The following is a 26032-nucleotide window of genomic DNA, read 5'->3' as shown; positions in this document are numbered from 1 at the left end:
TTATTAATTATTAGAAGTTAAGTAGTTAATCTGGATGATATTGTCATTGTACATTTTTAGTGTATCTAAGTACTTATTGACAGTTTCTAGAGCTTGGTTGATCAGCATCACATATTCTAGATAGTTGATATCTCCGTTGATGAACTGTAATTGGGCTGTCTTTGTAATTGTATTAGAGTTATCAAAAGAGAAACTTTCATATTTATTTAGAATACCTTGGTTGTTCTGATGGGCTATTAATAACTGTTGATAACGTGAGTTCATAAGGTCTCTAGTCATCGTGTATTCTGCTTCTGCTACTTCTTCTGCTACTTTAGCACTTTTAACACGACCTCTCTGCCCACTAGTGAATAGGGGTAGTGAGATACCTACCTGAAAGGAGTGGAAACGATTATTCCTGTCATAATACACATCGTTAGCCGCCATACCCATAAAGCTACTGTTATTATAAGCCGCTTGTAGGTTAGGGAGTTGTTTAGAGCGTTCTAGTTTAGTTTGTTCTTGAGCAATTATCTTTTGATTTTCTATCAATTGTAGCACTGGGTTATTCTCTAAGTCACTTTCTAGACTAGACAGTTCTAACTTCTTCTGTTCTAAAGAAGGAACGATGTTCTCAGATGTATTTAGTAAATACTGAAGCTGAAGTTGGATTAACTGTTTTGTTTTTTGTACTTCACCTAATTGTGCTTGAATACTTAGTTGTTGATTCTGAGCCATTGTTTTCTCTAAAATATTGCTCTCTCCTTTTTGTAGACGAAGAGTAGCCTTGTTGTAGAAATTAGCGTACAGACTGTCTGCACGTAGTAATAGTGCCTCCTTCTCTTGCCAATAAATAAAATCATAGAAGTTCTGAGTGACTGTTTTCTTTAGCTCATATCCCTTTAGGTTAAGGTTATAAATGCTTTGTTGATGTTCAGCTTTGTATACGTTTTTCTGTTTATTATATACCGTCGGAAAAGCAAAGTCCTGAGAGATAGAGAATTTATTGTCCGTATAAGGGCCGTTTATCTGTCCAAACTCTCCTGTGATAGTCGTTTGTTGTATATCTGTGGCTGTTCTAATAAATGCTTTAGCATATTCTGTTTTTAGTTTTTCTGCACGGATAGTACTGTTATTCTCTATCGCTTGAGCTAAGGCATTCTCTAGGCTGATAGGCGTCTGTGCTTGAACAGAAAGACCTAGTCCTAAAAAGATAGCAATAGCTGTGATAGCTTTTTTCTTTTTCATAAAGCTGAAGTGTAATTTTTGTTCAAATGTGATATACAACAACGGTAGGATAAATAGGGTAAGGAATGTAGCTAACATTAGACCTCCGATTACTACTGTTGCTAATGGGCGCTGTACTTCTGCTCCTGCACCATTACTCAATGCCATAGGTAAGAAACCAAAGGATGCCACACAAGCAGTCATCAATACTGGACGAAGTCTCGATTTAGCTCCTCTAACTACGATGAATACAATGTTTTTTATTCCAGATTTTTGAAGTCTATTAAACTCAGCAATAAGTACTATCCCGTTTAGAACAGCTACACCAAACAGTGCAATAAAGCCTACTCCAGCACTGATACTGAACGGCATGCCTCTAAGGGCTAATAAGAATACACCTCCAATGATAGATAATGGAATGGCTGTAAAGATCATTAAACACTCTCTGATATCTCTAAAGGCAAAGAACAATAATAGGAATATCAAGACAAGCGCTAATGGAACTGCAATGGCTAATCGCTCTTTTGCTTCGTTTAAGTTTTCGAATTGTCCTCCATAGGTAATTTGATAACCTGTAGGTAGTTTGATTTGTGCTTCTACTTTTTCTTGTAGCTCTTCTACTATACTCTGTACATCTCGATCTTTTACATTGAATCCTACGAATATTCTACGCTGTGCATTCTCACGTTGGATTTGATTAGGACCTTCTTTTATTTCGACATTTGCTAATTGATTTAGTGGTACTTGATTACCTAAAGGAGTAGGGATTAAGAGATTCTCGATATCAGATAGGTTTTTTCGGTTGGTCTCATCCATACGAACAACCATGTCAAAACGCTTTTCTCCTTCATATACCATACCGGTGCTTTGACCAGCTAATGAAGAATTGACTATTCTATTAATCTCAGCTATCGATAGTCTGTAACGAGCAATAGCAGGACGGTTATACTCAATCATTAATTGAGGCATTCCTGTTACGGGTTCTACATATAAGTTAGTTGCTCCTTTTACAGTATTAGCTATATTACCTATTTTACCTGCTATTTCTGCTAATTGATCAAGGTCTTCACCGAATACTTTGACTACGACATCCTGTCTAGCACCTGTCATTAGTTCGTTGAAACGCATCTGTACAGGGAATTGGAAGCCGACAGTCACGCCTGGTACTTCTTCTAATGCTTTAGTCATCTTCTCTGCTAGTTCTGGAAATGTCTTTGCTGATGTCCATTCTTTTTTGTCTTTTAGGATAACCATCATATCACTAGCGTCCATAGGCATAGGGTCTGTAGGTACTTCTGCACTACCTATCTTAGTCACTACTTTCTCTACTTCAGGGAAGCGTGATTTAAGGATATGTGCAGTCTTTTGAGTACTTTCTATAGTCGTGGTTAGCGTACTACCATTTAGTACTTTTGTATCTACTGCAAAGTCTCCTTCTTCAAGAGAAGGAATGAACTCTCCTCCTAAAGTAGATAAGATGTATAGGGCAATAGCAAATAAGACTCCTACAATAGCATAGATTGTTTTTGGTATTTCTAATACTTTGACAAGACATTTCTGATAGAACTTCTCTAGTTTCGCCATTACTCGTTCAGAGAAATTTGGTTTATGAGTTACTTTTCGGCTCATAATTAGAGAGCTCATCATCGGTACATACGTTAATGATAATAAGAATGCTCCTAATAAGGCGAAGGCTACTGTCTGAGCCATCGGTTTAAACATCTTACCTTCAATGCCTTCTAATGTAAGAATAGGGATGTATACGATAAGAATGATAATCTGACCAAAGACTGCGCTGTTCATCATCTTAGATGCTGAGTGTACTACAGTCTTATTCATATCTTCTTGAGATAGCTTATTCATTGATTTGTACCTGGCGTTATGGGAGAACTGATGGAGTACAGCTTCTACAATAATTACAGCTCCATCTATTATTAATCCAAAGTCTAGAGCTCCTAAACTCATTAGATTACCACTTACTCCGAAGAGATTCATCATACAAATAGCAAATAACATCGCTAGGGGTATAATAGAGGCCACTAGCAGCCCTGCTCTCATATTTCCTAAGAATAGGACTAGTACAAATACGACGATAAGTGCTCCTTCAGTTAGATTGGTCTCTACAGTACCGATGGCATTATTAACCATTTTAGTACGGTCAAGGAAAGGTTCTATAACAACGCCTTCAGGCAAAGTCTTTTGGATTTCGGCTACTTTATCTTTGACATTCTTGATGACATCATTGCTGTTCTCACCTTTAAGCATCATTACGACAGCACCTGATACTTCGCCTTTATCATTATAAGTCATGGCGCCATATCGTGTAGCATGCCCTATCTGTACTTTAGCCACATCTCTAATTAGAAGAGGCAATTCAGTATTTTTAGAAGTAATAGCAATATTCTCTATGTCTTCTATAGAGGCTACTAATCCTTCTGTTCGTATATATAATACAGTAGGTCCTTTTTCTATATAAGCCCCACCTGTATTCTCATTATTGTTTTCTAGAGCAGAGAACACATCGTTAATTGTGATGCCATAGGCGTCTAGCTTGTTAGAATTAACAGCTATTTCATACTGTTTTAGTTTTCCTCCAAAACTGCTGACTTCGGCTACTCCTTTAACAGAGAGTAATTGACGGCGCACAACCCAGTCTTGTATTGATCGCAGTTCTGTAAGGTCAAACTTGTCTTCATATCCTTCTAATGGTCTTACTACATACTGGTATATCTCTCCTAGTCCTGTAGAGATAGGACCTAGTTCTGGTTGTCCAATATCTTGTGGGATATCAGCTTTAATTTGATTTAAGCGTTCTCCTACTTGTTGTCTTGCCCAGTAGATATCTACGTCTTCGTCAAATACAATAGTCACTAGTGATAATCCGAAACGAGAGAAACTTCTCATATTCTTAATACCAGGAATATTACTGTTTGCTTGTTCTATAGGGAAGGTTACTAACCGCTCTATATCTGTAGCTCCATAAGAAGGAGCAACTGTAATGACTTGTACTTGGTTATCTGTGATGTCTGGTACAGCATCAATAGGTAGTTTAGATGTCTGGTAGATACCAACACCGATTAGAGCTAATACAAATAGCCCAATGATGAGTTTATTCTTTACAGAAAACTCAATTATTTTATTTAACATGATTTTAGTCTGTTAATACGTTAAAATTGCGTGATAGGTATAGCCAACTTATCCATGTATGGATACACAGAAAGCTAACTTATTCTTTGCGAAAAGGTATTAACAGTATTTAGGCGGTTGCCAAATAGAGGATAGGTAATTACTCTCAACTTCATCTTCGTTGAAAGCGTGTATTTTATTGTCCAGTGTATTGAACTTAATACGGTCTATTTTTAGAATAGGAGTAGGGGTAACGATGCCTACTATACTTACAAAGTGTGTGTGCGTAACGAAAGGAAGTTTCTCATCCATAGGATCTCCTTCTTCTTTATGACTTTCACTGTAATGTATTTGTAAGAATCCCCAGAGTGATAAATCTGGATTACTTGTCGTATGCTCAATGTAATGTTCAACCAATAGCGGAAACTTCAACACCTGACCTAGCTCAGTTGTCGAAATTAAAAAGAGTGCCATAAGAAATATTGCTATTTTTCTTTTCACTTTAATTGGTTGTTTATGAATTGACTGGTACAAAGTTACTAATTCCTTGTATAATTATGACGCAAGATAGTAATTTGTATTTATTCAAAGTAAATATACTGTTAAGTTCTAATGAGATTTTAATAATGAGGTTGATGTTATGTAGGTTGAATAAAAAAGCACCTAGCTCTTAAGAGTAGGTGCTTAGTATCTCTATGATAAAAAACTATCTTCGTCAAAATCATATTCCTTATTAAAGAAAACAGAATCACTGTGAATAGCTTCAAAGTGTTCTTCTATTTTTTCTAAGGTATAGATAGTTTCTAATTGTCTCCAATGTTCTCTAGTTAATGGTAAGAATGCTAATGTATCTGACCCATCTGATATTTTGCAAAAGCGAATCTCATACTCAGGCTGTAATATACTGTTAAGCCATATAATCGTATTATCTCTGTCTACGATAATATGAGTATGAATCTTATTGTCATAATTTACCTTTAGTTGTAGTTGCTCATTTGGTAGGTCTTCTATAGATGCTGATAGATGACCTGTTTGAAGACAGGTTTCTATATATTCTACTATTGCATCATCGTATTCACTCCAATCTACCCAGATCACTAAGTCGCTCTGTAAAGAGTGAAAATCTTCGTATAGACCTGTTTCGAAGTACTTTTCTAAAAGTGTTATTTTGTCTTGCATATATAATGGTTAAGCGTTTAAATCATCCCTAGAATACTTAACTAAAGTACTGTAAATTAAGTATAAATAAAAGGCTTAAAAGTTAAAATAAACCTTTGTATAGATTAATACTAATACAAATATTGTGCTAAGATTATCTTTAAAAGCTATTATTCATTAAAAGGTTCAAATTCTCTTTCTGGAAATGCTTCAGTAAGTATTCCTTTTGTACATAGCCATTCTATTGCATCATATAGATTGTTTCCTAAAGCATAGATATTCTCCTCATGTCTAGGCAATACAAAATAGGTATTGTTATAGAATATAATCTCATCTCCATCAAAAGTATCTCCTATGCAAATCCCTTCTAATACCTGTTCTTTAGTTAATACATCTTGACCATCATCCCAGAAGTAGTATTGCGTTACTCGTTCTAACCATTCTTTTCTCTCTGTTATCATTCGATTAGGAGCATAGATACGGATATATGTGCCTCCTAGTACACCTACCCCATATTGTAAAATATAGGTCTTATAATCTTCTTCAAAGTTGAAGTTTAGTACTTGTTCACAATTGTTAATATCCTCAACAGATGGTAATACTAATTCTGATGATTGTGTATGGATATTAGGTATGACTGTATAGTGATTGAATTTACTCATTTATATATTTATCTTCTATATTATTTAAACCTTCTTTAAAGTCATTATTGATTTGATACAATTCTTCAATCGCAATAGGATTGATAGATGTAGAATCAATGTGCTTTCCTTCTTTAGTCCACATAGGAGGGAAGATATGAAAAGCTTTGTCTAGTGGAAGTTGTGCCGTGTCTTCTTTCCATGTATTCCATCTGAAATCTTGGTAAAACTGATCTATATTACCTGCTATGAAAAAATAAAGTAAGTCTGAATAACTGATATCAAGCGGTTCAAAGTCTAATGTATCTGGCGCAAAGTAATATACTTTACCTATGTCCTCTCCTAGGCCTCCACTATTGATACAGAAGTAGCCACCTAAGACATCTAACGCGATAATATAGTAACCACTAGATTGATTGTTTTGATCTATTGTTTTGCCTTTGTTCCATTGATAACTAGAAGGTAGCGTTTCTGTTCCTCCACCTAGTACTCTGATCCATCCATTGTCTATCAGTATTCCTCCAGTCTCATATACTATAGCACCTAGTGGAGAGCGTGTCGTTACTTGAAGTTGTAAGAGAGCTTCTTCAGCTACCTCTTTATTGTATTGAGGCAATAATGCTATTGGTCTTACTGCATCGTTTAGCCATTCATTGATAAGGGCAATTCCTGGTTCTTCTATGTTTATTAAATCAGTAAGTGTTTTCATTCTTTATTTTTCGGCAAAATACGAAAAAAGGCTGTCTATTTAGACAACCTTTTTATAAAGTATGTGGGTATGTTATATGTTTAACTACCTAAGACTGCTGCTGTAGCAAAAAGAGTTAGTGTCAATATAAAGATAACAACACCTATTAGTGAAATCACTAAACCTGCAATTGCTAATCCTTTTGGTTTTTTAAATACTCCAATTGCAGAGAAAATTAATCCTAATAACCAGCATATTCCGTTTATAAAAGGAAGCCAAAATAGAAGAATTGCAACAATTGATAAAATAAATCCTGCTAATCCAAGATTATTCTTTTCTGGAACGATAGGAGGATAATAAGCTTGTTGTTGATTGTATCCTTGTTGGTTATATCCTTGTTGTGGAGGAGGAGGTGTAGATCTAACCTCTTGCTCTATTTCTCTCTCAAGTTCTTTTGCAGCCTCTACTACAGGCTCAACAACTTCTTCTTTTATCGTCTCAACGATTGGCTCAACAACTTCTTTCTCTATGTTGTCTACTGTCTCTTCGATAGATGAAGTTACTCTATCAACAATAGATTCGTCGTGTTTAGTTTCTTCAGATGAAGGCACTGGAGGAGGAGTATGCTCCGTATTTTCAGAAACTTTCTTCCCTTCTAGGTTTTTATTATCTTCCATAGTGGTTCTATTTTAATAGATCAAATATAGTTTTTATTTAACAAATAAAATATACTTATATGTTTAAAAATTAATATTTAATTAAGTGTTTTTAGCTAAAATAATATATTATGTTCTTTTCTGCTTCTTTGTTGTTAATTTGTAAAGGTATTTTTTTAAGAAAATAAAGGCTGGTTTTAAGAAATAAGAGCATAAGGATTAGGAAATAGAAAGCCTTTTCGTAGGGAGGGAGGGGAAGATAAAAAAAGCCCTTTAGTTAAATATCTAAAGGGCTGTTGAATTTATTAAAGAGGAATATTTCCGTGTTTTCTGTTTGGCATATTTACTTCTTTATGTTCTAACATAGAGAATGCCTTAAGCAGTTTTCTACGAGTCTCATTAGGAAGAATTACTTCATCAATGAATCCTCGTTGTGCCGCTCTGTATGGAGTAGCAAATTTGTCTGCATATTCAGCTTCTTTCTCAGCTAGTTTTGCTACTGGATCTGCTGCTTCTGCTATTTCTTTTTTAAAGATAATCTCACTAGCCCCTTTAGCTCCCATTACTGCAATTTCGGCATTTGGCCACGCAAAGTTCATATCTGCTCCGATGTGTTTAGAGTTCATTACATCATAAGCACCTCCATAGGCTTTACGAGTAATCACCGTTACTTTAGGTACTGTAGCTTCACTTAATGCATACAGTAACTTTGCACCGTGTACGATGATACCATTCCACTCCTGATCTGTACCAGGTAAGAATCCAGGTACGTCTACTAAGACTAATAGAGGAATATTAAAAGCATCACAGAATCTAGTGAAACGAGCAGCTTTAATAGAGCTGTTTACATCTAAACATCCTGCTAAGAACATCGGATTGTTAGCCACAATACCAACACTTTTACCTCCTAGTCTAGCGAAACCTACTACGATATTCTCAGCGTAGTCTTTGTGTATTTCGAAGAAAGAGTCCTCGTCTATGATGTGATTAATTACCTCTTTCATATCATAAGGCTTATTAGAGCTCTCAGGTACTATCTCATCTAGTTCATATCTATACTCTTCGCCTGCAGTATAAGGAAGACTCATCGGCTTCTCCATATTGTTTTGAGGCATATAAGACAATAGCGTTTTTACATCCTCTAGACAGGCTACGTCGTTAGGAGATGTCGTATGAGCTACTCCAGACTTCGTAGAGTGAGTACTTGCTCCTCCTAATTCTTCTGAAGTTACCTCTTCATTAGTTACTGTTTTTACAACGTTAGGTCCTGTTACGAACATATAACTAGACCCTTCTACCATCATTGTGAAGTCAGTCATCGCAGGAGAATATACTGCTCCTCCAGCACATGGTCCCATAATAGCAGATAGCTGAGGTATCACACCAGATGCTTGTACATTGCGGTAAAAGATATCTGCATATCCACCTAATGATCTTACACCTTCTTGTATACGTGCTCCTCCAGAATCGTTTAGTCCGATCATTGGTGCCCCCATTTTAAGTGCCATATCCATTACTTTACAGATTTTCTCTGCATGCGTCTCAGAAAGTGCTCCTCCGAATACAGTAAAGTCTTGTGCGAATACATAGACTAAGCGACCGTTGATCGTTCCATACCCAGTCACTACACCATCTCCGTGATATACTTCTTTATCCATACCGAAGTCGGTCGTACGGTGTGTCACTAACATACCGATCTCTTCGAATGAACCTTCGTCTAATAGGTATTCTACACGTTCACGAGCAGTAAGCTTTCCTTTGCTGTGTTGTGTATCTATTCTTTTTTGCCCTCCGCCTAATTTAGCTTGGGCTTGTATTTCTTGTAGTTTATTTATTTTCGGATTCATATGATTCTTAGTTTGGTAATCGAAGTTGTTTTTGGTCTTCTAAATACATCTGTAGCGCAAGGTATGCCGCTATCTCTGCTTCATCTTTATACTCTTCTTTGATTAAATCAGCATTGTAGTATTTCTTCACGAAGTTCGTGTCAAAATGACCTTCTCTAAAAGCATTGTGTTCCATTACGAACTTACCGAATGGCAATGTCGTACTGATACCTTTTACCTTATATGCTTTAATGGCTTCGATCATAATCTCTATAGCCTCCTCACGTGTCTGTCCATAAGTAATTAACTTGGCTAACATCGGGTCGTAGTAGATAGGTACATCCATACCTTCTTCTATACCGTTATCTACACGGATACCTTCTCCTTTAGGTAGTTGATAGATTTCTAAGTTCCCTACACTAGGTAAGAAATCATTTAGAGGGTCTTCTGCATAGATACGAAGTTCCATAGCATGTCCTTTGATCTCTAAGTCTTCTTGTGTAAAAGGAAGCTTCTCTCCACGAGCTACCTTGATTTGCATCTCTACTAAGTCTAATCCAGTGATTAACTCTGAGACTGGATGTTCTACTTGAAGACGAGTATTCATCTCTAAGAAGTAGAAGTTAAGGTGCTCATCTATTAAGAACTCCACCGTACCAGCTCCTACATAATTACAAGACTTAGCTACCTTAATAGCTGCTTCTCCCATAGCTTTACGCACTTCAGGAGTTAATACAGCAGAAGGGGCTTCTTCTATTACTTTTTGGTGACGACGTTGGATACTACATTCTCTTTCAAATAAGTGAACTACGTTACCATGTTTATCCGCTAACACTTGTATCTCAATGTGTCTAGGCGAACCTATATATTTCTCAATGAAAACAGAACCATCTCCGAAAGCATTGGTTGCTTCAGAAATAGCACGCTGCATTTGACTTTCGAATTCTTCTTCTTTTTCTACGATACGCATCCCTTTTCCACCACCACCAGCAGCAGCTTTGATTAGGATAGGGAAGCCTATTTCTTTCGCTACTTGTTTCGCTTTGGCTACGTCAGTGATAGCCTCGTCTAGACCCGGCACCATAGGGATGTTATAGTCTTTTACAGTTTCTTTAGCAGCCAGTTTATTACCCATTACTTCTATAGCATGCGTATCTGGACCGATGAAGGTAATCCCAGCTGCATTACACGCTAAAGCGAAGTTAGAGTTCTCACTTAAGAATCCATATCCTGGGTGGATACCATCTACATTTAATGATTTTGCTACTTCTAATATTTTATCACCTAATAAATAAGATTGGTTAGAAGGAGCCTCTCCGATACATACAGCTTCATCAGCCATACGTACGTGTGGAGCATTACGATCAACAGTAGAGTACACAGCTACTGTCTTAATACCCATTTTTTTAGCTGTAGTCATAATACGTACAGCTATTTCGCCACGGTTGGCAACTAATATTTTTTTCATCTTTATTCGAATTCAATTAACACTAATCCTTTATCAACAGTGGCACCTTTAGTCACGTTGATAGACTTAATAATCCCAGCTCTAGGAGAAGATAAGTTGTTCTCCATCTTCATAGCTTCTAAGATTAATAAGTTGTCATTCTCAGCTACTTCTTGCCCTACAGTTACCAAAATATCTAGGATAAGACCAGGCATAGGAGCCTTGATAGAATTAACCTGCTTAGTAGAGTTTAAGGAGAAGCCTAATTGATTGATTAGCTTATCGAGTTCGGTTTGGATATTAACAGAATAGTTATTTCCGTTGACATTTACAGTATAGTTTTTGTCTGTAAAGTGGTTCTCAAGTATTTCCACGTCATAAGATCTGTTGTTTTTGAGTACGTGATATGTAGATTCATTTACACGAGATACATTGATGTCTCCTTGTAGTAAATCTTCACTTTCAAAAACAGTATCAGCATTCACTTTTAATTGATACGTTTTATTCATTATATTTTTAGTTTTTGGTATTCGTAAATATAATTAAATGTGTGATATATAAATAATATTTATTGATAATTTAATTTTTTACTATACTATGGCAGAAATATTATTTTTTTACAATAATTTTGGTTGATTCTGATTGTAAATAAATAAGATAAAAGAGGTTACAAGGTATTCAATTGGGATTTTTTATACTATTCTCGTTAAGTAGAACAGGCCTTCTCTGATAGCTAAACGGCTTTAATCAGCATTGAGATTTATTGCATTTGAGTCCGTAGTGAGTCCGTAGTGAGTCCGTATTAAGTCCGTATTAAGTCCGTTATTTTATACAAAACAACGGAGTTATTATGGAGGGATAATATAGGTAGTTAGCTAAGATGTAAAATTAGTCTAGAGGAGGTGTGAAGGGAATGTGGAGGGAGAATGGAGAAGGGGGTAAAAAGAAAAAGGTAATCTCTAGTTAGAAATTACCTTTTATAATAGTTATTATTCTTCGTCTTTGTTTTCTAAAGGATTCCATCCTCTTGATTTTAAAGGGATTTTAGTGTTTGCTCTTGAGATAAGATGAATACCTTCACTCTCTTGTGTTGTGTGACCTATCACTGTTAAGTTTGGATTCCCCTTGATTTTGTCAAAGTCTTCCATTTTAATAGTAAATAACAGTTCATAATCTTCTCCACCATTGATAGCCATCGTAGTAGCATCGATATTAAACTCTTCGCAAGTGTTCATAAACTGAGGGTCTAATGGAAGTTTCTCTTCATATAGATTACATCCTACTTTAGAACTTTTGCATATATGCATAATCTCAGAAGACAATCCATCAGAGATGTCTATCATCGCTGTTGGTTTTACACCTAGATCTGCTAATAGCTGTTTGATATCTGTTCTTGCCTCTGGCTTTAATTGTCTTTCGATGATGTATTCGTAGATAGATAAATCAGGCTGATTATTAGGGTTTACTAAGAATACTTGTTTCTCACGCTCTAGGATTTGCAATCCCATATAAGCAGATCCTATATCTCCTGTTACCACTAATAAGTCGTTGTCATTCGCTCCACTGCGGTATACTAATTCTTCTTCTTTAGCTTTACCAATAGCGGTCACGCTTATAATCAACCCTTTTTGTGATGAGGTAGTGTCTCCGCCTACTAAGTCTACTTTATAATACTTACACGCTAAGGCGATACCTTCGTATAACTCATCTAGAGCTTCTAGAGGAAAACGATTAGATACTGCGATAGATACTGTAATCTGTGTAGGGATGGCATTCATCGCACAGATATCGGATAGGTTAACTACCACGGCTTTATATCCTAAATGCTTAAGAGGAGAGTATGCAAGGTCAAAGTGCACTCCTTCGATTAATAAATCTGTAGAAACAACTACTTTATCTTCTCCAAAAGACAATACTGCAGCGTCATCTCCGATGCCTTTAGTTGTACTCTCGTTTTCTATTGTAAAGTTTTGTGTTAAATGTTCTATTAATCCAAACTCACCTAAATGTCCAATATCTGTCTTAGATTGATTTTTATTCTCGATCATCGTATATCTGCTTTATTTTAAAGTAATGCAAAGGTAAAAAGAAAAGGCGATAGATTTATTTCTATCGCCTTTTAAACTATAAGTTAGCTCTTTTAAAGTATTTAAAATAGCCATTATATGTATTGAAGTCTGGTACTAGACTAGCGTAGTAGCTAGGGTCTTCTTCTTCTATTATTTGTAACAGAGAGCGCCATATTTCTATTTCAGTAATAATCTCTCTAGCATAGTATTCGATATCATTTATCTCAAGGCCTTTATAGTAAGTAAGCGATTCTTGAGATTTTTGAATTAATTCTTTAGCCATTTGACGAGCATTTTCTTTTTCGCCAACTTTATAAGAACCTTCTACGAATGGATGTACAACTTCGTATAAACCATAGTATTTGATAGGCATATTCGTCATCGCTATATCAATAACTTTCTTCGCTTTCTCATCTTTCCCCTCTATTAATAGTTGTTCCATCAATCGAGCAAGGTTGATACGGTAGCTCAGTGCATTACGTCTAGTCTGAGGATCGTGATATATCTTATCACTTCCCATATTACCCCAGTACCACTTCGTTACGATATCGTACATTCTATCTGCGTCTATAGAACCTCTATCTAGTGCATGAGAACTCTCTGTATCAGATTTCAGAGGAACTAGTTTATATACTAAACCACTTAACTGTAAGTAATCTTTCATCCAGATGAAATCATCATCTCCCCAGCTACCTCCAGAGAAGTATATAGGTCGTTCCCAGTTATTATTTGCCACTATATCTAACATGATAAGGCGGTGCTTATAGATAGCCTGGTCAGTAATGTTAACGTCTAGATAAGGTAATATATCTTTTCTTAAGTGAGGAGATACAATATTGTGTTTCGCTACATTAGCACTATCTACAGGTATTCTGATCTGATTAGTAGGAGCGATATACAATGTAGTTCCTGCCTCTGTTTTAATCTTCGTTCTATCGTCATCAGATTTAATGAAGTTAAGAAGAGAGTTGATGTCTATTCTTTCGTCAATCATCTTGTTTACGATGATAGCATCTCTTTTATTACCTACATATTGATCATGTGTGAATGAGATAGGCAGAGGCTCTGAGTCATACGCTTTTGCTCTCATCTGGTCAATATACCAGTCTAATGGAAGTAAACTCGTACATACTACTCTTACATCTGTTCTGTATCCTTCTACATCTTGTAGATACCACAGTGGGAATGTATCATTATCTCCAATAGTAAATAAGATAGCATTCGGATCACATGAATCTAAGTATGCTCTAGCGTTAGCAAGGGCTGTATAACGATCTGAACGGTCGTGGTCATCCCAGTTTTGTTGTGCTAATAATACAGGAGCTGCAAATAATGATACAACTAGAACAGCTGGACCAGCTATTTTTGGTTGTACATATTTTTTAAGACCGTCGAAGATAGCATATACTCCGAATCCAATCCACATCGCGAATACATAGAATGCTGGTACTACAGCATAGTCACGTTCACGCGGTTCGAAAGGGCGTTCATTCAAGAATATTTTAAGTGCAAAACTTGTAAATAGGAATAACACTAACAATACCCAGAACATCTTAGGGTCTTTACGATAGTGGAATACAATACCGATAAGCCCAAGTATAAAAGGTAAGAAGAAATAAGTGTTTCTACCTTTGTTTTCTAATGTATCTGAAGGTAAGTTATCTTGAGAACCTAAACGTATTTCGTCTAAGAATTTGATACCACTAATCCAGTTACCGTGTTGTAAGTCACCTTGACCTTGTACATCATCTTGTCTTCCTGCAAAGTTCCACATCAGGTAACGCCAGAACATATATCCGAATTGGTACTCAAACATAAAACCGATATTACTAGAGAATGAAGGTACTTCGATTTCTAGGTATTCTCCATATTGATCTAGGAACTTGTCAAGTCCATCATAATCAATTTCTCCACTAGCGAGACCTTGTTTTACTCCAGATACTAATTCTTCTAACTCTTTTGTTCCAGCATATTGAGAAGATACTCTGAAGTCTAAAGGTTTAGTATAACGCATATAGTTTACACGGTGGTTCTTGTCTGTGCTCCACAGTCTAGGAAGGAATCCTTTATGAGTACTATCGAAGTTTTGTCCTGCGTTTTTATATTCGTTTACGATTTCATACTTACCTGTTTGGTAGTTTCTTTCGTAGTTTGGTTTTTCGTCTTTCCAAGGATTGTTTTTATCTAATCCTACATATTTTTTAGTGAAGTAAGAATCGTAATAGATACTTTCCTCCCCATACTGTTCACGTTGGTAGTATGCTAATAGCTCAGAAGCATCAGAAGGTGTGTTCTCATTGATCACTACTTTTGCATTAGCACGGATAGGTAACATTATCCAACTCGTCAATCCAACAAATACAAAAAGAAGTGTTAGAATAAGGGTGTTCGCCATTATCTTGTTTTTCTTCTCTGTATATCTCAACCCGAATACAAAGAAGGCAACAATCAATAAGAAGGCAAATATAGTTCCACTGTTAAATGGCATTCCTATCGAGTTCACCATAAAGATCTCTGTCTTACCAAATAAGGCTAAGGTCTTAGGGAATAAGAAAGCAAAAAGGAAGAACAAAACTCCTACAGCAGCTACATTAGCTATGATAAAGTTTTTGATAGTTACTTTTTGATATCTTTTAAAGAAGTATAGTAATGCGATAGATGGAACTGTTAATAAAGCCATTAGGTGGACTCCAAAAGAAGCTCCGATAACTAACCCTATCAATAATAGCCAACGATTACCTTTAGGAGTGTTGATATCATCATACCATCTCACACCTAAGTACAATAGAAGTGATGTCAGAAGCATCGCAGAAGCATATACTTCAGACTCTACAGCGTTAAACCAAAAACTATCTGTGAATGAAAAGGCTAATGAACCAACAGCAGCACTACCTAAAACAACGATAGCATTGATATTCGTCCACTCACTTTTCGCAACGACGATTTTCTTAAGTAAATTAGATAATGTCCAGAACATAAAAAGAATGGTAAACGCGCTGGAAATAACAGCAACCATGTTTACCATTAGGGCAACTTTATCTGGAGAGGTAGCAAACATCGAGAAGAAAGCTCCTAACATTTGATAAAAAGGAGCCCCTGGAGGGTGTCCTACCTGTAGTTTAGCAGAGGTAGCAATATATTCTCCTGGATCCCAAAAGCTTACTGTAGGCTCTACTGTTAGTGTATAAGTCAATAGGGCAATGGCAAAACATAGCCATCCTCCTATAACATTCCACTTCTTGTAATTGAATGTCAACATATTTGTAATTACTAGATATTTTTTCAGATTGTATATACAAAGAAAAGATTTTTTTTGTGTTGCGTGAAGGAATTAGAAAAAATTAATTTTTTTGATAGAAAAGTTTGGAGATTATAAAAATAGTTATACTTTTGCATCCGCATTGATGAAGTAATTACGCTTTACGGTATGTAAAAAAGGTATTGGCCTATGGTGTAATGGTAACACAGCTGATTTTGGTTCAGTCGTTCTAGGTTCGAGTCCTAGTAGGCCAACAGAAAAGCCTCTTGATTTTTCAAGAGGCTTTTTTTATTTTAATTGTACGTAAAAATAAAATGTTAAAATTATCAATACTCTCTCTTGACTATGAGTATCTTAGCAAAATAGGGGGCTGAGAGTGATTAAAAAAGACATTTTATATTTGGAAGAATCAAAAAATGTGCTAATTTTGCATCCGCATTACTGAAGTAATTATGCCAAAGTAATGAAATGGTACTGGCCTATGGTGTAATGGTAACACAGCTGATTTTGGTTCAGTCGTTCTAGGTTCGAGTCCTAGTAGGCCAACAAAAAACCTCTTGATCATTCAAGAGGTTTTTTTATTTCAAGAATAAGGAATTGAAATAAGAAAGGTCAGAGCACGCTCTGACCTTTTTTTGTTATTAGTTTTGACCTTTGAATTCAGGTTTTCTTTTTTCTAAGAAAGCAGTAGTTCCTTCTGTGAAGTCTTCTGTTTCGAAGCATTCTCCGAAGTTCTTGATTTCTTCGTGGTATCCGTTTACACCATCTTTAAAGTTAGCATTAATAGATTTTATTGCTCTTCCAATTGCAGAAGCAGAGTTAGAAGCTATTTTGTTCGCTATTTTCTTTGTGAATGCTAATAGTTCTTCTTGCTCTACAACGTGGTTCACTAATCCATAAGATAGAGCTTTATCAGCTGTTATCATCTCTGCAGTCATGATTAGCTCCATTGCTCTTCCTTTTCCAATAAGTTGAGGTAAGCGTTGTGTTCCGCCATATCCTGGGATTAGTCCAAGTGTTACTTCTGGAAGTCCCATTTTAGCGTTATTAGAAGCTATTCTGAAGTGTGCTGACATCGCTAACTCTAATCCACCTCCTAGGGCAAATCCATTAACAGCAGCGATTACTGGTTTGTTGTAATTTTGAACATAGTCAAATAGAAGCTCTTGTCCTTTGGCAGCTAACTGTGAACCTTCACTAGTGTTGAAGCTAGAGAATTCTTTAATGTCAGCACCTGCAACGAAAGCTTTTTCTCCACTTCCAGTAAGGATGATAACACGTGTTTCACGGTCTTTTTCAAAGTGTTTAAGGGCTTGGTGAAGCTCTTCAATTGTTGGCTTGTTTAAAGCGTTTAATTTAGTTGGTCTATTAATGGTTATAATGGCCAGACTTCCTTCTTTTTCTACTAGAATATTTTCAAAATCCATAATATCTTTTATTTGATTAATTATTTATAATAGGCAAGGTAACAATAAATGTGGTGCCAAGACCTTCTTCTGTTTCGAAGACTATTGTACCGTTGTAATTTGTAATTATGTTTTTTATGATTCCCAATCCTAATCCCATGCCACTTGTTTTGGTAGTGAACTTAGGTTGGAATATTTTGTTTAGATCTTCTTGCTTTATACCTGTTCCGTTATCAGCTACTTTGATGATAGCGCTTTCTTCTGTTCTAGATATGCTCACTTTTATCTGTGGGTTCTTCTGCTCAGATGGGATAGCTTGTATTGCATTTTTGACTAAGTTAGTAATAATTCTGATTAGTTGTGTTCTATCTATTTTAGAGATGATCTCCTGATCGGTGCTTTCAAACCAGATATAGTCTTCATTAAAGATGTCAAGTGTTAATCTTACAGTGTTGACAATGTCAAGAGTTTCGTCTTGCTGAGCAGGCATTGCAGCAAAGCTAGAGAACGCTGTTGCAACAGAAGTCATCGTATCTATCTGTTGTATTAATACTTGTGAAAAATCTTTTAATTTTGTTTTGATTTCAGGATCATTAGGATCAAATCTTCTTTCAAAGCTTTGAACAGTTAGTCGCATAGGAGTAAGAGGATTCTTTATTTCGTGTGCAACTTGCTTAGCCATTTCTCTCCAAGCTTGCTCTCTTTCTGTTTGAGCTAGTTTTTCGTACGAATCATCGAGTTTCTCCACCATATCATTATATGCAGTGATAAGAGCTGAGATCTCTTTACTAGTGTTGCTAGAATCGATCTTTTCGTTTTTTTGCCCAAACTTAGTACTTGTAATCTTGACACTGATATTGTTTAGACTTTGGGTAATATAGTTTGACAAGAAGTAAGAGATAGCAATAGACATAATTAGCATAATGATATATACTTGTCCAAACTTAACCATGAAGTTCTGAATCTCGTTTTCGTAAAACTCTGTTTTCTCCTCATACGGTATTTTAAGTATACCTAGAGGTTTGTACTTTAAATCTTTTAAAAAACTATATGCAATACGTATGCGGTTGCTATCTACCGTTTTTATATCTACAAAGCGTTTGTTGGGAGAGGACTGTATTGTCTTTAAAACTAAAGGAGAGATATTTTTAGATATGCTGTCTACAGAAAAGGTACCTCTTGAGGTAATCAAGAGGCGTCCTTGTAGATCGTGTATATTGATCTCTGTATTGTGTATGGCTGCTAGCTCATGTATTTTATCTCTAAAAATGCGAGGGATGTTCTCTGTTGTTAGAGGGTATTCAGAAGTGGTTAAGATGTAGTTTATATTCTCATTGATAGAGTTTTCTGTCCTTTCTAGTCTATATTGATGATAAGTACGTGCTTCTTCTCTGAATTGATACACTGATACAGCTGATATCAATACAGATGAGATAATACTCAAAAATATAAGTGAGAAAAATATTCTATTTCTCAGAGAAAAGTTCTTTAATATAAAGTCATCTTTCATTATTTTCTGCTATCGCGAATTCGTTTGTATAAGCGTATTCCTAGCATTAATAGTATTGATAATCCTACTAGACCTACAACTCCAAATATCCAATTAAAAGTACTTTTTAAAATTACTAAAAATACTACAGAAAATAAAATCAAGGTAGCTCCTTCATTCCAAATTCTAAAAAAGGAAGATGTTTTAGTCATATTCCCTGCGTTAATTTGCTTGACAAATTGATGGCACTTTAAGTGGTAGGCGATTAAGCAGACTACAAAAAGTAATTTGACATGCATCCAAGGCAATTTTAATAAAACCGGATTATAGATTAACATACCTATACCAAAAGCAGTTGCTAATACAGCTGCAGGCCATGTGATGATATTCCACAGGCGATTAGTCATGATGGTATATTGATTTCTTAAGATGTTAGATTGTACTTCAGGCATATCCTTCGTCTCGGAGTAATATACAAATAGACGTACGATATAGAATAGTCCTGCAAACCAGCATACTATAAAAATAATATGTAGAGCTTTTAGATATAGGTATAACATGCTATTATTTGTTTTGCCATTCTTTAATCCAAGTAACCATTGCATCTATCCACATGTCATCATCATTCATACAAGGGATTGTTCTAAACTCTTCTCCTCCGTGTTTTAAGAATTCGTCATGTGCTTCCATGCCTATTTCTTCTAGAGTTTCAAGACAGTCAGCTACAAAGGCAGGAGTAACTACTGCTAGCTTTTTAATGCCTTTCTCAGCTAATCCATTTACAGTAGCATCAGTTGGAGGTTGTAGCCATTTGTCCATTCCTAATCTAGATTGGAATGAGTTAGTGTATTTATCAGCAGGGATGTTTAATTTCTCTACTACTTGTCTTGTTGTTTCTAAACATTGATGTCTATAGCAGAACTCATGTGCTTTAGAAGCTGTCTGACAGCAAGATCCGTCTATAGTACAGTGTCCCTTTGTTACATCTGATTTGCGGATATGTCTTTCAGGCACTCCATGATAAGAGAATACGATATGGTCATAGTCATACCCTTCTAGATGACCTTGTATAGTATGAGCTAGAGCATCTACATATTCTTTCTTGTTGTAGAAAGCAGGGAAGCTCGTAACTTTCATTTGAGGAAAGTATTTCTGTCTTACTTCTTCGGCTAATACATTAATAGTCTCTGTAGTTGCCATGGCAAACTGAGGGTAAAGAGGGATCATTAGTACATCATCTATACCTTTGTCTTTTAGCTCCTGTAGACCTGTTTGGATAGAAGGTTCTCCATATCTCATAGCTAATGCTACAGGTATATCTACTTTTGCTTGTACTTTCTTTTGTTGTCTTTCAGAAATTACGATTAGTGGTGAACCTTCTTCCCACCATATTTTAGAATAAGCTTCTGCTGATTTCTTTGGTCTAGTATTCAGTATGATTCCTTTAACTAATAAACTTCTTAGGATGTATGGCATGTCTATTACTCTTTCATCCATTAAGAATTCTCCTAAGTATGGTTTTACGTCTTTTGCTGTAGGGCTTTTAGGTGAGCCTAGGTTAACTAATAATATACCTTGCATGTTGTTAATTATTTGTGTTGAGAGACATTAAGTATTTTTTCGGTGTAGTGCCAAACTTCTTTTTAAAGGCAGCAATGAAATGACTAGCAGAACTATAACCGATCTTTAGTCCTACTTCGTTTACATTATAACTACCGTTGTCTAAGAGCTTGCGTGCGTATTCCATCTTATAATCAAACAAGAAGCTGAATACAGAGTCACCGTAAATCTGCTTAAAGCCCATTTTTAGTTTTTTAATGTTAATACCTACTGAGTCTGCTAACTCTTGAAGAGTAGGTGGTTCAGCCATTTTACTGATGATGATATCTTTCGCTTTTTTGATTTTAACGACATCGTCTTCATCAGATAAGAATGGGCAATTCTCTATGTTTTGATCTTCATTCTGATTAAATAGTAAACTAAGTAACTCGTATGTCTTACCAGTGTAGTATAGCTTTTTGATAGTTGGATTCATATAGAAGTTAAACAACTGATTTAGGACTATAGCCATAGAAGGAGTAATTTCTTCTTCAGAGTAATACTTCTTGTCTCTGTTTTCACCAGTTAAAAAACCGATGAACTCTGCTTCTGTTGAAAATAGAGCATGGAACTTCTTGATAGAAATTAAAACACTTATGACCCATGTATTAGGGGATATCTCTAAGTGTACAGGAAGCTGTTTTTGTGGGTTGTATAAGATCAAGAACTTTTCTTCATTAAGAGGAAGAGAATAGGCTCCTTGATTGAATACAAATTTGGCAGACCCTTTTAAACCAAAGTAAAATTGGATAACATCTGTTCCCATTTCTCGTTGAAATGTTATGTTCTCTGTCAAGTTGTTTTCGAATCTTAATATCGAAAAATTATCATCAATTATTATTTCTTCCGTAGGACTCATAGCGATACTTTTTAAACTTAAGTTAGAAACTTATCTAGTTACTTTTTATTTAGAACGATTCTATATAGGGTGTCTTTTAACCCTTGCTATTGTTGCAAATGTACTGTATTATAATGAAATGCAAGGCTTTTTTTTTCAGAAATCCCTTAGCGATATAAATAGTCCTTCTAGCGTTACTTTTGTCGATTCTTTAATCTTAAATTTGTTTACTTTTTTGAATTAACTCTGTGGTATGGACAAAATAGATAAGACTAAACCTGCGACTTTTTATGCAGTGGGATTAAGTTATAAGAAAGCGGACGCTGAAATGCGCGGTAAGTTTAGTCTAAGTGATGAGGCCAAAGACAATTTATTAACTCAAGCTAAAAATGAAGGAATCGAGAGTTTAATCGTGATTTCTACATGTAATAGAACGGAGATATTTGGTTTCGCACAACACCCTTTCGAACTGATTAAATTATTATGTGATAACAGTAATGGTACAGTGGATGACTTCCGCAACGTGGCTTATGTATATAAGACTAAGGAGGCGATAGAACACTTATTCCGTGTTGGAACAGGACTAGATAGTCAGATATTAGGTGATTTTGAAATTATCAGTCAGATTAAGAATGCTTTCTACTTAGCGAAGGAGAAAGAATTGACAACAAATTACTTCGAGAGATTAGTCAATGCAGTTATCCAAGCAAGTAAACGTATCAAGAATGAGACTGAGCTTAGTTCTGGAGCTACTTCTGTGTCATTTGCTTCTGTACAATATATTATGGACCATGTAGAAGATATCTCTAATAAGAATATCTTGTTATTCGGAACAGGTAAAATCGGTAGAAATACATGCGAAAACTTAGTGAAGCATACTAAGAATGATCATATCACACTTATTAATAGAACAAAAGAGAAAGCATTAGAAGTAGCAGGTAAGTTTAACCTTATCGTAAAGGATTATGCAGATTTACAAGCAGAAATACGCAAATCAGATGTGCTTATCGTAGCGACTGGTGCGCAGAAACCTACAGTAGATAAGGCGTTGCTTAACTTGACAAAACCTCTTGTTATTTTAGATTTGTCTATTCCTAAGAACGTGAGTGATGATGTGACTGAGATAGAAGGAGTAGAATTAATACACCTTGATTATTTATCTCAAATGACAGATAAGACGATCGAGAGAAGAAGAGAGTTCATTCCACAAGCAGAAGAAATTATAGAAGAGATCATGTCTGAGTTTATCGCTTGGACGAAGATGAGAAAATTCGCACCTACTATACATGCTCTTAAATCTAAGCTAGAGCAGATAAAAGATGGGGAATTAGATTATCATAAAAAGAAATATGATAACTTTGATTCTGAGCAGGCTGAACTAATCAGTATGCGCATCATACAGAAGATCACTACGCACTTTGCAAACCATCTTCGTCATGAAGATACAGTAGTGGATCAGAGTATAGAATGGATAGAAAAAGTGTTTCATATAGAATCAAATTAAAATGGGTAGAATTATTCGTATAGGTACACGTGATAGTGAACTAGCAATGTGGCAAGCAAAAACAGTTGAACAATCTCTTCAGAAATTAGGGTACAAGACAGAGTTAGTACCTGTTAAATCTACAGGAGATTTAGTGTTGGACAAGCCATTATATGAGATGGGAATCACAGGAATCTTTACTAAGACTCTAGATGTGGCAATGATAAAAAAAGAGGTAGATATCGCAGTGCATTCTATGAAAGATGTACCAACAGCTCTACCAGAAGGAATCGTACAGGGAGCAGTACTTAAACGTGCTAATACTGTAGACATCTTATTACATAAAGGAGATACATCTTTTATGTCAGAAGAGGTTGAGGCAGTAGTAGCTACAGGAAGTTTAAGACGTAAAGCTCAATGGTTAAACCGCTTCCCAAAGCATACAACAGTTGACCTACGAGGAAATGTAAATACTCGTATGGAAAAACTACAAAACAGCGATTGGAATGGAGCAATCTTCGCTTCAGCTGGTTTAGATCGTATTAAAAAGAAACCATCGAACTTCATTAATCTTGACTGGATGATACCTGCACCTGCACAAGGAGCTATGGTAGTAGTCGTAAATGCAGATGATAATCATGCTTTAGACGCAGTAGCTCAGTTAAATGATTATGAAACAGAGATGACTACTTATATAGAAAGACAGTTCTTAAGAACGTTAGAAGGGGGATGTACAGCTCCTATCGGTGCTTTAGCTACTTATAATGATCACGATGACACGATTAATTTTAAAGGGGTATTATTCTCTTTAGATGGTCAACAGAAGTTCGAAGTGAACAAAGTAGTGGATATCGCAGAGTGGAAGAAGCTTGGATTCTTTGCAGCTAAAGAAATTCTTGAGAATGGTGGTAGTGAATTAATGGAAACACTACGTCAACAATTAAAAAAATAAAATGTCTTTTAATCCAACTATTTTATCTACACGTAAGATTAAAGCGAGTGTACTAGATGCTGTAGCTTTAGGGAAGGTACATTTAGTAGAACAAGATTATATCTTGACAGAACACTTAGTATTCGACTTGGATGCTGTACATGAGTATGTATTGTTTACGAGTCAGAATGCAGTGAAGAGTGTGATTAGTCAGGGATATAGAGAAGTTCTGAATAAGAAACCAGCGCTATGTGTGGGGATAAAAACAAAAGAATTGTTGGAGGAGAACGGTTGGGAAGTTAAGGCTTGGGCACATTATGCAAAAGAATTAGCTCCTATCATTGTTCAAGACTATAAAGATAGAAATATAACATTCTTTAGTGGAAGTATCAGAAGAGATCTATTGCCAGATGCTTTTAGAGCAAATGGTATGGTCTTTAATGAGTTCACAGTATATCAGACTGTGCTTAATCCTATAAAGAATGAATATAAAGTAGATGGATTGTGCTTTTACAGTCCTTCAGCGATAGAGAGTTATCTTCAGCAGAACAGCATCACGACAGAAGTGTGCTTCTGTATAGGAGATACTACAGCAGAACCATTAAAAGGAGTTACACAGAATATTGTAATAGCGAAGCAACCTACAGTGGAAGCTACATTACAAGCTTGTGTGGATTATTATAAATAGAGTCAGCTAAAAATTGACGTATTAAAATCGAATAGAAATGATTAAAAATGATTTATTCTTAAGAGCGTTAAAAGGTGAAACAGTAGAGAGACCACCTGTATGGATGATGCGTCAAGCAGGTAGATACTTACCAGAGTTTCGCGAATTAAGAGATAAGTATGATTTTTTTACACGTTGTAGAATGCCAGAAATCGCAGCTGAGATTACAGTACAACCGATTCGTATTGTAAAACCAGATGCTGCTATTTTATTCTCAGATATTTTAGTCGTACCGCAAGCTATGAACATTGATGTAGAGATGAGACCAGGAGTAGGGCCATGGGTACCTAATCCTATCCGTTCTGCTAAAGATGTAGAGCAAGTTATCGTACCTAATATCGAAGAGACATTAGGATATGTAATGGATGCTATTAAAGTAACGAAAGAGATGTTAAACGATGAAGTACCATTGATTGGATTCGCTGGTTCACCTTGGACTATCTTTTGTTATGCAGTAGAAGGAAAAGGTTCTAAGAGCTTTGATTTAGCGAAAGGCTTCTGTTTTTCTGACCCAGTAGCTGCACATACGTTATTACAAAAGATTACAGATACAACTATTTTATACCTTAAAGAAAAGGTAAAAGCAGGTGTAAATGCAGTACAAATATTCGATTCATGGGGAGGAATGTTATCTCCAGTAGATTATCAAGAGTTTTCATGGCAGTATATTAACCAAATAGTAGAAGCATTAGCTGATATCACTCCAGTTATCGTATTTGGAAAAGGATGTTGGTTTGCATTACCTGAGATGGCGAAGTCAAAAGCTTCTGCATTAGGAGTAGACTGGACTTGTAGCCCACAGAACGCTCGTCTATTCACAGGAGGAGATATCACATTACAAGGTAACTTTGACCCAAGCCGTCTAATGTCTCCGATCCCTACTATTAAGAAAATGGTACACGAGATGATCGATGCTTTCGGTAAAGATAAGTATATAGTGAACTTAGGTCACGGTATCTTACCTCATATCCCAGTAGATCATGCAAAAGCATTTATCGAAGCGGTAAAAGAATACGAACATAAGTAAAATATTGACAGAAAAGCCTGCCGAAGTACGACGTAGGCTTTTTTGTTTTACTATATCATTTGACCTATGTTAAACAAAGGAACAAAAAGTGAAGAAGAAAGACGTATAGAGTCTATTGTTCAGAAGTTGTCTTCTATTGGATTTACACCAGAGGACAAGAAATTTATAGAAGATCTAGACGTAGAGCTTCAAAAGATAGGCCTGAGTTATGAACAACTGTTGATAACAGAGGGTAAGGACCTAGCCTTGCACTTACATAAATTCAACTTCCCTTGGGATAAGATGGAAGAGTTCACAGATCTATTAGTGAAGTGGTCTTCTCAAGAGCCTTCATTAAAAGCAAAAGCAAAGGCTGTCTATCAATATATACAAGATGAGAGTAAAGCATTCTCATTTAATATCATGACTAAGATTAGTCGCCTTTAAGAGATCACTATTTACAGCAGAAACAGGTTG

Annotated in this window: 21 protein-coding genes and 2 tRNA genes; 7 read left to right on the top strand and 16 right to left on the bottom strand. The window is 35.8% G+C overall.

Annotated elements, in window-relative coordinates:
• Nucleotides 1-3 precede the first annotated feature (3 nt).
• From E0Z07_RS04260 to E0Z07_RS04210, 11 genes are all read right to left on the bottom strand, one after another.
• Entirely contained in the window at nucleotides 4-4353 is a 4350-nt protein-coding gene (locus E0Z07_RS04260) for a CusA/CzcA family heavy metal efflux RND transporter (protein WP_006262371.1), read from the bottom strand.
• A 99-nt stretch (nucleotides 4354-4452) separates the two neighbouring features.
• Nucleotides 4453-4806 carry a hypothetical protein gene (locus E0Z07_RS04255; protein ID WP_006259849.1) on the bottom strand — a complete coding sequence of 118 codons (354 nt, stop codon included), beginning with the start codon at nucleotides 4804-4806 and terminating at the stop codon, nucleotides 4453-4455.
• Nucleotides 4807-5025: 219 nt separating this feature from the next.
• A complete protein-coding gene (locus E0Z07_RS04250; RefSeq protein ID WP_006259848.1) occupies nucleotides 5026-5511 on the bottom strand; it encodes a hypothetical protein in 486 nt (161 codons plus the stop codon).
• Nucleotides 5512-5660: 149 nt separating this feature from the next.
• A complete protein-coding gene (locus E0Z07_RS04245) occupies nucleotides 5661-6152 on the bottom strand; it encodes an SMI1/KNR4 family protein (protein WP_006262369.1) in 492 nt (163 codons plus the stop codon).
• Entirely contained in the window at nucleotides 6145-6840 is a 696-nt protein-coding gene (locus E0Z07_RS04240) for a DUF2625 family protein (protein ID WP_006262368.1), read from the bottom strand. The genes E0Z07_RS04245 and E0Z07_RS04240 overlap by 8 nt, the downstream gene beginning before the upstream one ends.
• Nucleotides 6841-6920: 80 nt before the next feature.
• Nucleotides 6921-7496, bottom strand: coding sequence for a hypothetical protein (locus tag E0Z07_RS04235; RefSeq protein ID WP_006262365.1), 576 nt, complete (start codon nucleotides 7494-7496; stop codon nucleotides 6921-6923).
• A 284-nt stretch (nucleotides 7497-7780) separates the two neighbouring features.
• On the bottom strand, nucleotides 7781-9322 hold the full coding sequence (locus E0Z07_RS04230; RefSeq protein WP_006262364.1) for an acyl-CoA carboxylase subunit beta: 1542 nt from the start codon (nucleotides 9320-9322) through the stop codon (nucleotides 7781-7783).
• A gap of 7 nt (nucleotides 9323-9329) precedes the next feature.
• Nucleotides 9330-10769, bottom strand: a complete 1440-nt coding sequence (gene accC, locus E0Z07_RS04225) for an acetyl-CoA carboxylase biotin carboxylase subunit (RefSeq protein WP_006262362.1) — start codon at nucleotides 10767-10769, stop codon at nucleotides 9330-9332.
• 2 nt (nucleotides 10770-10771) lie between these two features.
• Nucleotides 10772-11257 (bottom strand): acetyl-CoA carboxylase biotin carboxyl carrier protein subunit, encoded by a 486-nt coding sequence (locus E0Z07_RS04220; protein WP_006262361.1) that lies wholly within the window; start codon nucleotides 11255-11257, stop codon nucleotides 10772-10774.
• A gap of 480 nt (nucleotides 11258-11737) precedes the next feature.
• Nucleotides 11738-12796: a thiamine-phosphate kinase gene (gene thiL, locus E0Z07_RS04215; protein ID WP_006262360.1), complete on the bottom strand. Its 1059-nt coding sequence runs from the start codon at nucleotides 12794-12796 to the stop codon at nucleotides 11738-11740.
• Nucleotides 12797-12872: 76 nt separating this feature from the next.
• Nucleotides 12873-16076 (bottom strand): glycosyltransferase family 117 protein, encoded by a 3204-nt coding sequence (locus tag E0Z07_RS04210; protein ID WP_006262358.1) that lies wholly within the window; start codon nucleotides 16074-16076, stop codon nucleotides 12873-12875.
• Between the two features lie 183 nt (nucleotides 16077-16259).
• On the opposite strand from E0Z07_RS04210, the gene E0Z07_RS04205 reads away from it, so the two are divergent.
• Together E0Z07_RS04205 and E0Z07_RS04200 are read left to right on the top strand one after the other, a co-directional pair.
• Nucleotides 16260-16330, top strand: a tRNA-Gln gene (locus tag E0Z07_RS04205).
• Between the two features lie 221 nt (nucleotides 16331-16551).
• A tRNA-Gln gene (locus E0Z07_RS04200) sits at nucleotides 16552-16622 on the top strand.
• Between the two features lie 95 nt (nucleotides 16623-16717).
• On the opposite strand, the gene E0Z07_RS04195 is transcribed toward E0Z07_RS04200, so the two are convergent.
• Genes E0Z07_RS04195 through E0Z07_RS04175 form a run of 5 tightly spaced genes read right to left on the bottom strand, consistent with a single transcriptional unit; the run spans nucleotide 16718 to nucleotide 21429 of the window.
• On the bottom strand, nucleotides 16718-17503 hold the full coding sequence (locus tag E0Z07_RS04195; protein ID WP_006259839.1) for an enoyl-CoA hydratase/isomerase family protein: 786 nt from the start codon (nucleotides 17501-17503) through the stop codon (nucleotides 16718-16720).
• Between the two features lie 16 nt (nucleotides 17504-17519).
• Nucleotides 17520-18992 carry a sensor histidine kinase gene (locus E0Z07_RS04190; RefSeq protein WP_006262357.1) on the bottom strand — a complete coding sequence of 491 codons (1473 nt, stop codon included), beginning with the start codon at nucleotides 18990-18992 and terminating at the stop codon, nucleotides 17520-17522.
• Nucleotides 18992-19531: a CopD family protein gene (locus tag E0Z07_RS04185; RefSeq protein ID WP_006262356.1), complete on the bottom strand. Its 540-nt coding sequence runs from the start codon at nucleotides 19529-19531 to the stop codon at nucleotides 18992-18994. The genes E0Z07_RS04190 and E0Z07_RS04185 overlap by 1 nt, the downstream gene beginning before the upstream one ends.
• 4 nt (nucleotides 19532-19535) lie before the next feature.
• Nucleotides 19536-20552: a ferrochelatase gene (hemH, locus tag E0Z07_RS04180; RefSeq protein WP_006262355.1), complete on the bottom strand. Its 1017-nt coding sequence runs from the start codon at nucleotides 20550-20552 to the stop codon at nucleotides 19536-19538.
• Between the two features lie 4 nt (nucleotides 20553-20556).
• Nucleotides 20557-21429 carry a helix-turn-helix transcriptional regulator gene (locus E0Z07_RS04175; protein ID WP_006262354.1) on the bottom strand — a complete coding sequence of 291 codons (873 nt, stop codon included), beginning with the start codon at nucleotides 21427-21429 and terminating at the stop codon, nucleotides 20557-20559.
• Nucleotides 21430-21661: 232 nt separating this feature from the next.
• Between E0Z07_RS04175 and hemA the strand changes: the two genes are divergently transcribed.
• From hemA to E0Z07_RS04150, 5 genes are all read left to right on the top strand, one after another.
• Nucleotides 21662-22912: a glutamyl-tRNA reductase gene (gene hemA, locus E0Z07_RS04170; RefSeq protein ID WP_006259834.1), complete on the top strand. Its 1251-nt coding sequence runs from the start codon at nucleotides 21662-21664 to the stop codon at nucleotides 22910-22912.
• Between the two features lies 1 nt (nucleotide 22913).
• A complete protein-coding gene (gene hemC / locus E0Z07_RS04165) occupies nucleotides 22914-23843 on the top strand; it encodes a hydroxymethylbilane synthase (RefSeq protein ID WP_006262353.1) in 930 nt (309 codons plus the stop codon).
• Nucleotide 23844: 1 nt separating this feature from the next.
• Nucleotides 23845-24510, top strand: coding sequence for a uroporphyrinogen-III synthase (locus tag E0Z07_RS04160; RefSeq protein WP_006262352.1), 666 nt, complete (start codon nucleotides 23845-23847; stop codon nucleotides 24508-24510).
• A 37-nt stretch (nucleotides 24511-24547) separates the two neighbouring features.
• Nucleotides 24548-25576, top strand: a complete 1029-nt coding sequence (gene hemE / locus E0Z07_RS04155; protein WP_006262350.1) for a uroporphyrinogen decarboxylase — start codon at nucleotides 24548-24550, stop codon at nucleotides 25574-25576.
• A gap of 66 nt (nucleotides 25577-25642) precedes the next feature.
• The gene (locus E0Z07_RS04150) at nucleotides 25643-26002 is read left to right on the top strand and encodes a hypothetical protein (RefSeq protein ID WP_006262349.1); all 360 of its coding nucleotides are present in this window, start codon (nucleotides 25643-25645) and stop codon (nucleotides 26000-26002) included.
• Nucleotides 26003-26032 lie beyond the last annotated feature (30 nt).

It is taken from the genome of Myroides odoratimimus (assembly GCF_004337635.1).
GTDB lineage: Bacteria > Bacteroidota > Bacteroidia > Flavobacteriales > Flavobacteriaceae > Flavobacterium > Flavobacterium odoratimimum.
Note: the sequence above shows the minus strand (reverse complement) of the source record. Positions and strands in the feature narration are given on the sequence as shown.

Bases quoted from the DNA above. Each gene is read 5' to 3' on its own strand.
- E0Z07_RS04260 (WP_006262371.1), bottom strand. From the start codon at position 4,353: ATGTTAAATAAAATAATTGAGTTTTCTGTAAAGAATAAACTCATCATT.
- E0Z07_RS04255 (WP_006259849.1), bottom strand. From the start codon at position 4,806: ATGGCACTCTTTTTAATTTCGACAACTGAGCTAGGTCAGGTGTTGAAG.
- E0Z07_RS04250 (WP_006259848.1), bottom strand. From the start codon at position 5,511: ATGCAAGACAAAATAACACTTTTAGAAAAGTACTTCGAAACAGGTCTA.
- E0Z07_RS04245 (WP_006262369.1), bottom strand. From the start codon at position 6,152: ATGAGTAAATTCAATCACTATACAGTCATACCTAATATCCATACACAA.
- E0Z07_RS04240 (WP_006262368.1), bottom strand. From the start codon at position 6,840: ATGAAAACACTTACTGATTTAATAAACATAGAAGAACCAGGAATTGCC.
- E0Z07_RS04235 (WP_006262365.1), bottom strand. From the start codon at position 7,496: ATGGAAGATAATAAAAACCTAGAAGGGAAGAAAGTTTCTGAAAATACG.
- E0Z07_RS04230 (WP_006262364.1), bottom strand. From the start codon at position 9,322: ATGAATCCGAAAATAAATAAACTACAAGAAATACAAGCCCAAGCTAAA.
- accC (WP_006262362.1), bottom strand. From the start codon at position 10,769: ATGAAAAAAATATTAGTTGCCAACCGTGGCGAAATAGCTGTACGTATT.
- E0Z07_RS04220 (WP_006262361.1), bottom strand. From the start codon at position 11,257: ATGAATAAAACGTATCAATTAAAAGTGAATGCTGATACTGTTTTTGAA.
- thiL (WP_006262360.1), bottom strand. From the start codon at position 12,796: ATGATCGAGAATAAAAATCAATCTAAGACAGATATTGGACATTTAGGT.
- E0Z07_RS04210 (WP_006262358.1), bottom strand. From the start codon at position 16,076: ATGTTGACATTCAATTACAAGAAGTGGAATGTTATAGGAGGATGGCTA.
- E0Z07_RS04195 (WP_006259839.1), bottom strand. From the start codon at position 17,503: ATGGATTTTGAAAATATTCTAGTAGAAAAAGAAGGAAGTCTGGCCATT.
- E0Z07_RS04190 (WP_006262357.1), bottom strand. From the start codon at position 18,992: ATGAAAGATGACTTTATATTAAAGAACTTTTCTCTGAGAAATAGAATA.
- E0Z07_RS04185 (WP_006262356.1), bottom strand. From the start codon at position 19,531: ATGTTATACCTATATCTAAAAGCTCTACATATTATTTTTATAGTATGC.
- hemH (WP_006262355.1), bottom strand. From the start codon at position 20,552: ATGCAAGGTATATTATTAGTTAACCTAGGCTCACCTAAAAGCCCTACA.
- E0Z07_RS04175 (WP_006262354.1), bottom strand. From the start codon at position 21,429: ATGAGTCCTACGGAAGAAATAATAATTGATGATAATTTTTCGATATTA.
- hemA (WP_006259834.1), top strand. From the start codon at position 21,662: ATGGACAAAATAGATAAGACTAAACCTGCGACTTTTTATGCAGTGGGA.
- hemC (WP_006262353.1), top strand. From the start codon at position 22,914: ATGGGTAGAATTATTCGTATAGGTACACGTGATAGTGAACTAGCAATG.
- E0Z07_RS04160 (WP_006262352.1), top strand. From the start codon at position 23,845: ATGTCTTTTAATCCAACTATTTTATCTACACGTAAGATTAAAGCGAGT.
- hemE (WP_006262350.1), top strand. From the start codon at position 24,548: ATGATTAAAAATGATTTATTCTTAAGAGCGTTAAAAGGTGAAACAGTA.
- E0Z07_RS04150 (WP_006262349.1), top strand. From the start codon at position 25,643: ATGTTAAACAAAGGAACAAAAAGTGAAGAAGAAAGACGTATAGAGTCT.